Source organism: Cyanobium sp. Cruz-8D1 (assembly GCF_024345975.1).
Lineage (GTDB): Bacteria > Cyanobacteriota > Cyanobacteriia > PCC-6307 > Cyanobiaceae > Cyanobium.
In genome coordinates this window covers 1-9,160 of sequence record NZ_JAGQCD010000073.1, presented here as the reverse complement: position 1 = coordinate 9,160, position 9,160 = coordinate 1, and the positions used below count along the sequence as shown (strand labels likewise).

The following is a 9,160-nucleotide window of genomic DNA, read 5'->3' as shown; positions in this document are numbered from 1 at the left end:
GGCACGCGTGGCCGATGGAGCGGGGAATCTGGGTACGGCTTCTGCTGCTCGCTCCTTCATCCTCGATACCACCCCGCCAGCCACCACCGCTGCGATCACTGGCGTCAACGACAACGCCGGCCTGATCCGGGGCACGGTGGCCGCTGGTGGTCGTACCGACGACCGCACTCCCACCATCACCGGAACGATCTCCAGAGCCCTGGCAACGGGGGAAACCCTCCGCATCTACAACGCCACCGCCCTGCTCGGTTCCGCCACCGTCAACAACACCGCCCGCACCTGGAGCTACACACCCACTCTTCCCGCCACTGCCGGCACCACCTACCGCATCACGGCACGCGTGGCCGATGGAGCGGGGAATCTGGGTACGGCATCAACGGCCCGTTCATTTGTACTTGACACCAGTATTGAATCGACGATCTCCTACACTCTCAAAGCTGGCGAGGAGATCCTGAAACTCACCGGCAGCCAAACCATCAATGGCACCGGCAACAATCTAGACAACACCATCATCGGCAACGGTGCCAATAATCGTCTCACAGGCCGTGGCGGCAAGGACATCCTCACCGGGGGTGGTGGCACGGCAGATCGTGATGTGTTTGTCTTCTTGCAGCTCAGCGACTCGTTGCTGCTTGATCCAATCAGCGGTACGGGCGGTTATTTCGACGAGATCACTGATTTCAATCGCAACGATCGCATATCAGCTCCGAGCTCCGTGACAGCCTCACGGCTCACCACTTCTGTTGGCACTGCAGCATCGATCGCCCCTGCAGCGATTGCTGCAGTGCTCACCAAAGCAGCGTTTACCGCCAATTCAGTGGCTGCTTTCACAGCCAGCAGTCATTCCGGTACTTTTATCGCAATGAACGATGGTCGCGCTGGTTTTCAGGCTGATACAGACTCCATTGTTTGGCTGCGCAACTACTCGATCAGTGCCACCAACTTCGTGGAATTTGTTTGATAAAGCCAGCATCACTGAGCGCCAGCTTGGCGGTGGTGCTGCTCCCTCTGTTGGCCACCGCCGGCTGGGCCTGGCCCGCCGATCTGCAGCCGCTGCTGGCGGCGCTGCGTCGCCATCGCTTCTCCGTGCAGCTGGCGCCTCCCCCCAGGCGGGGGGTCTACGGGATGTTCGATGCAGCCAGGCGGACCCTCTGGGTGGCACCGATCACGGGCGAGCTGGGCATCGCCCGTCAGACGTTGCTGCATGAGGCCGCCCATGCCGCTCAGAGCTGCCCCGATGGGGTGCTGCGGCCGGTCGGCTGGAGATTGCCTCTCAACCCCCTGATCGAGCGGGAGGCTTTTGCGGTGCAGGGCCAGGCCAAGGCCGTGGCCCTGATCGTGCGCGCCCTCGATCAGCGCTGCAGGCCCGCTTCCCGCTGACCTCTACACCTGGCGGCTGGGCATGGTGAGGGCCCCAGGGGATGGAAGCGATGAGCCTCTCTGAGCTGGAACGGCTGGTGATCGAGGCAGAAGCTGAACCCTCGCTGCAGCGCACCCTGCGGCGCTGTCGTTCTCGTCAGCAGCTGATCCACACCGCCCGCCGCCTCGGCTACCGCATCACCCAGAGCGACTTGCAGCGGGCCTGGCAGCAGGAGCGCCACGACCTGCCGACCGGCGGCGATCAGCCTGCCGCCGTGGTGATCGGCGCCGGGATCTGAGCCGCCGCGCGGCAACAGCAGACAGAAGCCGCCCCTGCCGCTGCATGAGCCAGACCCCGACCGACTCGCCCTACCGCTGGCGTGCTGCTGACCTAGAGGGGATCCGCATCGCCCTCTCGATCCCAGCTCGGATGGCGGGGATCCGCGCCATCAACGACGCGATGGCGGATCTCGAGCAGCTCTACCCCGACGCCATCCCCACCGCCAGGCGGGAACTGGATGCCATCGCCGCTATCGACACTGAACTGGCCGGGCTGAACCCGGAGCAGCTGATGGCGCCGATCGAAACCCGCCGCAAGGCAGCCGTTGCTGATGCCCTGCCAGAGGACGGCAGTCTCCCAGTGAAAAAGGCAGATGTGATCGAGTTCGACACGGAGCTGCTGCGGGAGGAAACGGTCACCCGTTTTGGTGTGGGGCTCTCGATCGAACAGGCCCTGCGCCGGCAGCGGGGTAGCCATGCCCAGGCCCTAGTGCTGATGCTGCCGACCCTGGCGAACTGGAGCCGCGACTCCCAGCTGAGCAGCGGTGGCGGGAGCTTCACCGCAGCGCTGGAGCGGGGTTGATCCGTGACCAGCACCCCAACTTTGCCCCCCTCGGCGCTGCAGCCCTACGCCAATGCCCGCATCCTGCTGTTCTCCAATGCCATCCCCGGCGTGCTCGATTCGGAGCGCACCGGACGGTTCGTCTTTGAGGGGTTCCTCAAGCGCCTGCGTGGCATCTCGAGCAAGGAGAACGCCCCCGGACTCGACACGGGGGACTTCACCTACGAGGGCTACCTCACCCGCGGGGCGGTGTTGCCGCTGACGCCATCCCAACCCTGGGACTGGCTGGCAGGCGACATCAGCTGGAGCACCAGCGGCATCCGGCCGGTCTCGACCACCACCCCGGCGCTGCTCACCCCCTGCTTCGGGACGGTGTGGCTGGGGCCGCTGGTTGAGCTGCGCACCCCCGGCCTGCTCCCCTCCCCCAGCCGTGGCCAGCTGGGGGCCTTCTCGGTGACCGAGTTCGGAGGGCTCTACGGCGCCGGCGGTATCGGCTCCTTGACCCAACCGCTGCTGGGCGAACGGATCCAGGCCGCGCTCAAGCCCAACCGTGTGGCGGTGGTGGGCACCGGCGACAGCCTCAACGTGCTGGCCGAGCGGCACCTCACCACCGTCACTACCCTGCGGGGCCTGAACCCCACCCTCACCGGCCGGCCCTCCGATCCGCTGCCGGTGGGCAGCTGGCTGTTCATCCCCAAGCGCCGCGCCGCCGCAAACGCCGACACCAGCACCACCAGCCTGCCGGCCGGTTTTTACACGCCTGAAACCCTGGCCACCTACTTGGGGGTCTCCACCTCCACGATCTACAGCTGGAATTCCAGCGGCTACGGCCCGCCCTTCGTGAAGTTGGGCAACCTCGTCCGCTACACCTACGAGGACGTGGAGATCTGGCTGGCCAGGCAGCTGGAGCTCTCGCGGGGGTGAGGCCCCCCGCGGCTGGGGGCATTTGCGGGAACCCGCCATGACCCAGTCGCTTCACATGCCGTTACAATTCACTCAACTAACTGAGGCACTCATGGCTGATCCCGCTCCCCGCTACGGGTTTGTCGAATTCGCCGAGACCTGGAACGGCCGATTGGCCATGCTCGGCTTCGTGATCGGCCTTGCCACTGAGCTGCTCACCGGCCAGGGCATCCTCCAGCAGATCGGGCTCGGTTGATCGCCATGAGCACCGACTACAGCACTGCCATCACAGCCGTCGTCGCCCTGGTGGTGCTGCTCACCGCCATGACCGTCTTCGTGTTGATCCGCCCCAGCGACCTCACTCCAACCAGCAGCAGATAACTGGCGTTTTCGCTCTCCCGCTGATCGGCGCCTGGATCGCAGGCGCCCTGCTGCAGCCCCGACCGGCCGACTGACCGTTCGCCCACGATCACCGCCCCATTCCCACCGAATCGGAGCTTCCAAGACAAACACCCCCGCCAACGGCCAGTGGTTCCAGTACCGGGCCGAGCAGCTGATCCACATTGAGCAAATCAAGCGCGCTGAACTGTTCAATGGCCGCGCCGCCATGCTCGGAATCGTGATGGGCATCGTGGTGGAAGGTCTCACCGGCTCCGGCATCGCCCACCAGATCGGCCTCGGCGACCTGGTTGATGGCTATACCGCCTGCCGCACCCAGTTCCTGCCTTTCTGCTTCTGAGTCCCTGCTCGGTTCACCCGCCCACACCCCCGGCAACCCTGGGGGTTTTGATGGCCACCGCAGCATTTCCGCTTCCATGACAGGCAACCTCCAGGCCATCGGCTTTCTGTTCACCTGGGTGCTGGGCTGGGGTATCGGCGGTTCGCTCATCGATGCCGGCCTGATCAACGCCGGGATCTATTCGCTGGAGGGAGGTCAGCTCGGCACCGCCGCCACCTTCATCCTCTGGAGCCTGCTCTGGGGCGGCGGCGGGGTCTGGCTCTACCGGCGCTGGACCCGGCCTGTCACCCCGGAGCGTTGATTCGCTGGGGCTTTTTGGCCGTATCGATCAGCAGGTTCTGCAGCAGCTCCCTGCTGCTGATCAGCAGGTGGGCCATCCAGGTGCCCGTCAGCTTCGGTTCCGCGACGACATCGCCGCGGCAGTAGCCGATGGCCAGCTCGATCTCCGCTAGCTCAAGGCCGATGTTGCGCACCATCGCTTCGGTGCTCTCGCGGGGCGTGGGGCGAGGTGGTGTCTGCATCGGCTCCACGCTGGCGGCAGTGCTCAACCAAAGCGGTAGTGCTTGCGTACCGGGGCATGCAACTCCCAGGTGCAGCTCAGCCCGGCGTCAAACACCACCAGATCACCGGCGCCAAAGCGCACCGGCTCCCCGCCATCGGGAGTCACGGTCACGTCTCCCTCCAACAGCAGGCAGGTCTCCTGCTCGTCGTAGGTCCAGGGGAAGGTGCTCACCTCACAGCCCCAGGTCGGCCAGCTCGTCACACCCAGGCTATGCAGCTGAGTTGGATCCGGGTTGGAGGTGACTGTGATACCGGAGGCCATGGCGTGTGCATGAGAACCGGAGCCATTGTCGGCCGGCGCCCCTGGCAATAGATCGAGAACGCAGCCCGGACGGGGCGTTCATCCACGACAGCCGCGATGGGTCATGGCCACTGCCACTCCTTCTTCCACCTCCAGCTCCGCCCCCGCAACAAGCGGCCAGGGCGGTGACGACAACTACGCCGCCACCGGCCAGCCCGGTGAGGTCACGACAGCCGGTGTCCCCATGGGCGACCCCAACGCCGCCGGCGGCCAGGGCGGTTCTGCCGCCAGCGGCGGCGACAGCTCCGGCGCTTCTCCATCGGAGGGCGCTGCTCCCCCGGTGGACGACAGCCGCCTCACCGAACCCCTGCGGGCCGAGCGGCGGAAGAGCAACCAGCTGGAAAAGGAGATCCGCACCCTGCGTCAGCAGCTGAACCGCTTCTCGGAGATCAACCCCGAGGAGTACGCCCGCCTGCAGGAGGCCGAACGTCAAAAGCAGATCCTTGAACAGCAGATGGATCTGCGCGAGCGCCAGATGGAGGAGGCCTCCGCCCAGAAGGTGGCTGCTGTCTCTGCTGAGCGCGATGAGGCCAAGCAGCAGGTGCTCCAACTACGCAAGGACCGCCTGCTGGAGCGTGTCTTCTCCCAGGCCGAGGGCCGCACCGGCGGTGACGCGCGCGGCACCTTCTTTGACATCTTCAAGGGGCAGCTGGGCACCTGCTTCCGGCTAAGCAACGGCAATGACGGCAAGGACGTACTCGAACCGCTCGATGGCCAGGGCAAGCCCCTGCTCGGTGATGACGGCCGGCCAATGACCACCACCGAGTTCCTTGATCAGATGCGGGTGCACCCCGTCTACGGCTTCCTCTTTCAGCAGCGGGGCCCGGCTGGCATGCAGGCCGCTGGTGCATTGACGGCCTCGGGCATCGCCAGCAATGGCGAGCCGATCAACCCCCAGTCGATGTCGGCCTCTGAGCTCTACCGGGCGTCCTTCGCGGTGAACGGTCGCGGTGCTCGTCGCTGAGACCAGTCGATGGCACGGCGGCCCCGCAGCTTCTACGCCGGACTCTCCTTCCGGCCACCCGAGCCAGTGGCTGCTGCCGCCCGCCGTGCCCTGGAGCGCCGTGCCCAGCAGCCCCCCTCCAACCGCGGCATGACGCCGGTGGGGCTGGCGCGAGCCCGGCAGCTGCTCAACCGTCAGCAGCTCTCACCGGCGACCATCGACCGGATGGTGAGCTACTTCGCTCGCCACGAGGTGGACAAGCAGGGCTCCAGCTGGGATCAGTACGGCAAGGGCCGTCAGGCCTGGGATGGCTGGGGCGGTGAGCCAGGCCGCCGCTGGGCCACTGGCGTCGCCCGACGGATGGATGCTGCAGAGCAAGCAGCCCAGCGCTCAACCAAGCAACCCCGCCGCCGCTGAGGCACAACTGAGCGGACCCCGGAAAACACCGCCGGGCAAACGATCAACACCCCAAAAGGGGAGAAACAGACGCGAAAAAAATCGCAAAATTTCCTCGTATTTCGCGTTTCAAAATCAGCTCCCTGCAACTCCCTGCAGAAGCCCGCAGGTCCATGCAGAAGAATCCAAACTCGGGGGTATTCCCCCTGTTTCCGGGAGCGGTGCAGGGTGCCTCGGAAATTTTTCAGGTTCTGGGAAATCCCCCCCCCTTCAGCCTCTGCTGTCCTGATCGGCCACCAGCAACAGGCCGCCCATGATCGCCAGGTTCTTGAACAGCTGAATTCGCTCCATCTTGTCGGCCACGTCGCCGTGGAACAGCACGGTCGTGGGCACCAGGAACAGCAGCAGCAGCACCGCTCCGAGGCGGGCCTTCCAGCCGCTGATCACCAGGGCCGAACCCACAGCCATCAAGACCATGGCCGCCACCAGCAGCACGGGCGCCAGCGGTAGTCCCTTGGCGGCGATGGCGCCGGCCACAACGACAAAGCCCGTCAGCTTGCCGATCACGGCCTGGATGAACACCAGGCACAGCAGCACCCGGGCGATGCGGTTCAGCAACGAGGGCTGGTAGCTCTGCTGGTTCATCGGGGTGAGGGCTGCTGTGGGCATTGTGTGGCCGGTGGCCAGGGTCCGGGCGTTGCCCGCGATTCGCCCTGCATGCCTGTGCTGCCCCGCAGGGAAAGGCCCCGGGGGCCTGCAGGCCCGCCGGGGCAGGGGCCGCAGCCCCTGGCGGCTCAGAGCACCGAGACGGTGCCGAGCCGCCGGGCCTGCAGCTTGCGTGCCCACTGATGGGCCAGAGCCGCCGGCATGAAGCGGGGCTTTTTGACCGGGCGACCACGACGGCCATAGAAGACCGTGAGGCGCTCAGCACCGGAGGCCTTGCTGCCACTGGGATAGACATGCACCAGTAACTGGCGGATTTCGCAGCTGGGGGAAGAGAAGGCCAACACGAGAGAGGCGAGGGACACCCGCGTCAGGCCTCGGCTGTAGCGGCCCGCAGGGACGAGACGGCTGGGGCAGCGGTTCCTGGCCCTCGCTGATCGGTGTTGCCGACTTCCCCCAGCAGTGCTGAGGCCTCCCGCCGGCTGGTGCCTGGAGAGAACCGGCTGCGCTGCAAGTCCCTTGGCTCCGCGTGTTGGTGAGCGGTCTGGATTCCCGCCGCCGTCATCGCTGCACAGGGTGGACGACCAGCAAGAAAGCGAGGCCCCCAGGGAGCCCCGCCGGCTGGAAGCTGAGCCCCTCAGAAGGGCACCAGTGCCTCCAGCCCCGGATCAACCGGCACCCCCGGCAGGACGCACTGCTGCTCAACGAGCACCTGAGCCGCCAACTCCGCCAGGCGCGGATAGCGCTGAGTGCAGAAAGCCAGATCATCCAGCACCTGCCAGGAACACTGCTGCAGAGCGGACTTGCGGGAAAGGAGGGCCATGGATGGGCATCGCGTAGGACCCCTCCGCCAGCGGGGGCGGGTCAAGGGCCGGCCACTTCGTCTGGTGCGGAGCGCAGCGCAGCCAACGTCCACAACGGCCGGCTCGTATCACCCTTGACGCGTCCCCCGATCATGAAAAGGGCCGGAGCGGCGCCCCATCGAGAGCTGCTGGCTGCATCGCCGCCGTGCTGCTCGCCCCCATGGGGAGAGCCGACCGGACATTGCTTCTGCTCCTAACGTGGATGGACCCAATCAGCAGCGATGGGATCCTTCTCCTTCACCACGCACATCAAGGAGGACCGGACCCTGCAGCTGCCGGCCGGAACCCCCATGGGTCGTGTGACCGTCGCGATCACGCCGGCCGATGAGGCCGCTCCGACAGGCCGCCGGCTCCTGGCCAAGCTGCTTGACCTTCAGGCCGCCACCCCGACTCGAGAGGGCCTCAGCAAGGAGCAGATCGATGCTGCCCTGGAGAACGAGCGGGCTTCCTGGCGGTGAGGCATGCGCCTGTAACTCGATTCCTGCGTGCTGATCTACGCCCTTGATGGCGCCCTGCACCTTCAGCAACGAACCCTCCAGCAACTGGAGCGCTACGCCCAAGCGGACTTGGTGATCAGCGATCTGGTGCGCATGGAATGCCTGGTCGGTCCGCTGCGCACTGCCGATCAAATCCGACTGCTTGCCCACTCCTTCGGAGAAGACTTCGTCTTCCGCAGCTTTTTCTCCGATTGCAGCGTGGTGCCCCTGCATCCGGAGGTGATGGAGCGGGCCGCGGAACTGCGCGCTGCCACCCGCCTGCAGACGGCGGATGCGATCCATTTGGCGGCGGCTGTCCACTGGGGCTGTGATGCGCTGCTCACCAATGACCGCGCCTTCCAGCTCGCCCAGGCGCCGATCGAGGTGCTGCGACTGGAACCGGATCAGCCCATGAGCCCACAGACCTGACCTCTCGGCGGCTAAGTACTGATGCCTAATTGGGCAGGGCAGCCAAGGCGCCAGCCCGGCACAGGAGCGGGAGGAATGGCGACCACTCTTTGGCAGAGGAGCCACTTGCTCGACTGGCACAAGTGGGCGCCTAGACCGGGGGGGGGCAGTCAATGTGCAGCATTGAGTTACGTTTTTGATGCGTTTACCAGTTGCCTTGATCGCTGCTGCTTCGTTGACCACGCTATTCGTCCCGAATGCGGCACGAGCCTTAACCTGGGATTGGTCTGTCACTGGGACCACGCAATCGGCGCAAGGAACCTTCACCACCGCTGGCGCAACTGCCCAAGCTGGCTTCACTGAAACCATTACCGGCGTTACGGGAACATACATTCGCTCAACCACTGGTGTGGATGACGGCACGTACACCATTACAGGACTAAGTGATTACGCAGGCGCACTTAATACTTTTCAGTGGGATGGATCTAATGCATCCTCCTTAAGCGTAACTAATGAAGGAATTTCCTTCACCACTAATTCGCTCATTAAATTCAATATCCTTTACGGTAATTCTGGCTTTAGGGAACTTCGAAAAATCAACAAGGCACTTGATTGTGGCATGATTCCGATTATGATCGGTTAAGCAATCTTCACAACAACTGTGGGTCAGAGAGGCTTCTGGGACGAGCAGCAAAGAGTCACAAAGC

At 65.0% G+C, this 9,160-nt stretch carries 18 protein-coding genes; 13 read left to right on the top strand and 5 right to left on the bottom strand.

Annotated features, from left to right (window positions below):
* From KBZ33_RS20480 to KBZ33_RS20445, 8 genes are all read left to right on the top strand, one after another.
* Window positions 1-961 (top strand): bluetail domain-containing putative surface protein (locus KBZ33_RS20480; protein ID WP_254955301.1); only part of this gene is annotated, 961 nt, incomplete at its 5' end.
* 32 nt (window positions 962-993) lie between these two features.
* Window positions 994-1,380 carry a hypothetical protein gene (locus KBZ33_RS20475; RefSeq protein WP_254955300.1) on the top strand — a complete coding sequence of 129 codons (387 nt, stop codon included), beginning with the start codon at window positions 994-996 and terminating at the stop codon, window positions 1,378-1,380.
* Between the two features lie 50 nt (window positions 1,381-1,430).
* A complete protein-coding gene (locus KBZ33_RS20470; protein WP_254955299.1) occupies window positions 1,431-1,658 on the top strand; it encodes a Nif11-like leader peptide family natural product precursor in 228 nt (75 codons plus the stop codon).
* Window positions 1,659-1,702: 44 nt separating this feature from the next.
* On the top strand, window positions 1,703-2,221 hold the full coding sequence (locus tag KBZ33_RS20465; RefSeq protein ID WP_254955298.1) for a hypothetical protein: 519 nt from the start codon (window positions 1,703-1,705) through the stop codon (window positions 2,219-2,221).
* Window positions 2,222-2,224: 3 nt separating this feature from the next.
* Window positions 2,225-3,124 (top strand): helix-turn-helix domain-containing protein, encoded by a 900-nt coding sequence (locus tag KBZ33_RS21740; protein WP_254955297.1) that lies wholly within the window; start codon window positions 2,225-2,227, stop codon window positions 3,122-3,124.
* 91 nt (window positions 3,125-3,215) lie between these two features.
* Entirely contained in the window at window positions 3,216-3,359 is a 144-nt protein-coding gene (locus KBZ33_RS20455) for a chlorophyll a/b-binding protein (protein ID WP_254955304.1), read from the top strand.
* Between the two features lie 234 nt (window positions 3,360-3,593).
* Window positions 3,594-3,842 (top strand): chlorophyll a/b-binding protein, encoded by a 249-nt coding sequence (locus tag KBZ33_RS20450; RefSeq protein WP_254955303.1) that lies wholly within the window; start codon window positions 3,594-3,596, stop codon window positions 3,840-3,842.
* Window positions 3,843-3,918: 76 nt separating this feature from the next.
* The gene (locus KBZ33_RS20445; protein ID WP_254955296.1) at window positions 3,919-4,143 is read left to right on the top strand and encodes a hypothetical protein; all 225 of its coding nucleotides are present in this window, start codon (window positions 3,919-3,921) and stop codon (window positions 4,141-4,143) included.
* Here KBZ33_RS20445 and KBZ33_RS20440 read toward each other — a convergent pair.
* Both KBZ33_RS20440 and KBZ33_RS20435 read right to left on the bottom strand, forming a co-directional pair.
* Window positions 4,127-4,390, bottom strand: a complete 264-nt coding sequence (locus KBZ33_RS20440; RefSeq protein ID WP_255011954.1) for a hypothetical protein — start codon at window positions 4,388-4,390, stop codon at window positions 4,127-4,129. The genes KBZ33_RS20445 and KBZ33_RS20440 overlap by 17 nt on opposite strands.
* Window positions 4,387-4,665 carry a cupin domain-containing protein gene (locus KBZ33_RS20435; RefSeq protein ID WP_254955294.1) on the bottom strand — a complete coding sequence of 93 codons (279 nt, stop codon included), beginning with the start codon at window positions 4,663-4,665 and terminating at the stop codon, window positions 4,387-4,389. The genes KBZ33_RS20440 and KBZ33_RS20435 overlap by 4 nt, the downstream gene beginning before the upstream one ends.
* A gap of 103 nt (window positions 4,666-4,768) precedes the next feature.
* Between KBZ33_RS20435 and KBZ33_RS20430 the strand changes: the two genes are divergently transcribed.
* Window positions 4,769-5,668, top strand: a complete 900-nt coding sequence (locus KBZ33_RS20430; protein WP_254955293.1) for a hypothetical protein — start codon at window positions 4,769-4,771, stop codon at window positions 5,666-5,668.
* A gap of 9 nt (window positions 5,669-5,677) precedes the next feature.
* Window positions 5,678-6,064 carry a hypothetical protein gene (locus KBZ33_RS20425; protein ID WP_254955292.1) on the top strand — a complete coding sequence of 129 codons (387 nt, stop codon included), beginning with the start codon at window positions 5,678-5,680 and terminating at the stop codon, window positions 6,062-6,064.
* A 249-nt stretch (window positions 6,065-6,313) separates the two neighbouring features.
* On the opposite strand, the gene KBZ33_RS20420 is transcribed toward KBZ33_RS20425, so the two are convergent.
* The 3 genes from KBZ33_RS20420 to KBZ33_RS20410 form a co-directional block, all read right to left on the bottom strand.
* A complete protein-coding gene (locus KBZ33_RS20420) occupies window positions 6,314-6,712 on the bottom strand; it encodes a DoxX family protein (RefSeq protein WP_254955291.1) in 399 nt (132 codons plus the stop codon).
* A 125-nt stretch (window positions 6,713-6,837) separates the two neighbouring features.
* Window positions 6,838-7,071: a hypothetical protein gene (locus tag KBZ33_RS20415; RefSeq protein ID WP_255011953.1), complete on the bottom strand. Its 234-nt coding sequence runs from the start codon at window positions 7,069-7,071 to the stop codon at window positions 6,838-6,840.
* A gap of 272 nt (window positions 7,072-7,343) precedes the next feature.
* Window positions 7,344-7,529 carry a hypothetical protein gene (locus KBZ33_RS20410; RefSeq protein ID WP_254955290.1) on the bottom strand — a complete coding sequence of 62 codons (186 nt, stop codon included), beginning with the start codon at window positions 7,527-7,529 and terminating at the stop codon, window positions 7,344-7,346.
* A 261-nt stretch (window positions 7,530-7,790) separates the two neighbouring features.
* Here KBZ33_RS20410 and KBZ33_RS20405 point away from each other — a divergent pair, with 261 nt between their 5' ends.
* From KBZ33_RS20405 to KBZ33_RS20395, 3 genes are all read left to right on the top strand, one after another.
* Window positions 7,791-8,027: a hypothetical protein gene (locus KBZ33_RS20405; RefSeq protein ID WP_254955289.1), complete on the top strand. Its 237-nt coding sequence runs from the start codon at window positions 7,791-7,793 to the stop codon at window positions 8,025-8,027.
* Between the two features lie 27 nt (window positions 8,028-8,054).
* Window positions 8,055-8,474 (top strand): PIN domain-containing protein, encoded by a 420-nt coding sequence (locus KBZ33_RS20400; RefSeq protein ID WP_254955288.1) that lies wholly within the window; start codon window positions 8,055-8,057, stop codon window positions 8,472-8,474.
* A 196-nt stretch (window positions 8,475-8,670) separates the two neighbouring features.
* Window positions 8,671-9,096: a hypothetical protein gene (locus KBZ33_RS20395; protein WP_254955287.1), complete on the top strand. Its 426-nt coding sequence runs from the start codon at window positions 8,671-8,673 to the stop codon at window positions 9,094-9,096.
* Window positions 9,097-9,160 lie beyond the last annotated feature (64 nt).

Excerpts from the sequence above, each read along its gene's own strand:
- KBZ33_RS20455 (WP_254955304.1), top strand. The coding sequence starts at position 3,216 with ATGGCTGATCCCGCTCCCCGCTACGGGTTTGTCGAATTCGCCGAGACC.
- KBZ33_RS20410 (WP_254955290.1), bottom strand. The coding sequence starts at position 7,529 with ATGGCCCTCCTTTCCCGCAAGTCCGCTCTGCAGCAGTGTTCCTGGCAG.
- KBZ33_RS20420 (WP_254955291.1), bottom strand. The coding sequence starts at position 6,712 with ATGCCCACAGCAGCCCTCACCCCGATGAACCAGCAGAGCTACCAGCCC.
- KBZ33_RS20405 (WP_254955289.1), top strand. The coding sequence starts at position 7,791 with ATGGGATCCTTCTCCTTCACCACGCACATCAAGGAGGACCGGACCCTG.
- KBZ33_RS20465 (WP_254955298.1), top strand. The coding sequence starts at position 1,703 with ATGAGCCAGACCCCGACCGACTCGCCCTACCGCTGGCGTGCTGCTGAC.
- KBZ33_RS20435 (WP_254955294.1), bottom strand. The coding sequence starts at position 4,665 with ATGGCCTCCGGTATCACAGTCACCTCCAACCCGGATCCAACTCAGCTG.
- KBZ33_RS20430 (WP_254955293.1), top strand. The coding sequence starts at position 4,769 with ATGGCCACTGCCACTCCTTCTTCCACCTCCAGCTCCGCCCCCGCAACA.
- KBZ33_RS20470 (WP_254955299.1), top strand. The coding sequence starts at position 1,431 with ATGAGCCTCTCTGAGCTGGAACGGCTGGTGATCGAGGCAGAAGCTGAA.
- KBZ33_RS20445 (WP_254955296.1), top strand. The coding sequence starts at position 3,919 with ATGACAGGCAACCTCCAGGCCATCGGCTTTCTGTTCACCTGGGTGCTG.
- KBZ33_RS20425 (WP_254955292.1), top strand. The coding sequence starts at position 5,678 with ATGGCACGGCGGCCCCGCAGCTTCTACGCCGGACTCTCCTTCCGGCCA.